1 pseudogene is annotated in these 354 nt (G+C 72.6%); it reads left to right on the top strand.

What is annotated here, in order from left to right:
• A pseudogene (locus AC5RUJ_RS18765) lies at nt 1-354 on the top strand (CynX/NimT family MFS transporter); the annotation flags it as partial.

Here is a 354-nt window from a genome sequence, read left to right as displayed (position 1 = left end):
GGCGCTGATCCGCTGGCTCGGGCTGGAAAAGGTGCTGGTGGCCGCCGTGCTGCTGGCGGTCGCCGGCCAGTTAGGCCGCGCCGCCGTCGACGGCGTGTGGCCGTTCCTTTCCCTGAGCGCGGTGGTGATGGCGGGGTACGGAATCGGCAACGTCGTGCTGCCGCCGCTGGTCCGGAAATACTTCCCGGACCGGGTGGGCGTGGTGACCGCGGGCTATGTGACCCTGCTGGCGGTCAGCACCGCGATGAGCCCGCAGCTGGCGGTCCCGGTGGCGGACGCCGCGGGCTGGCGGACATCGATCGCGCTCTGGGCCTCGGTCAGCGCCGTGGTGCTCATCCCGTGGGCGGTGCAGGC

The sequence above is a fragment of the Arthrobacter sp. Y3223164 genome (genome assembly GCF_059091005.1).
This window is presented reverse-complemented; position numbering and strand designations above follow the sequence as displayed.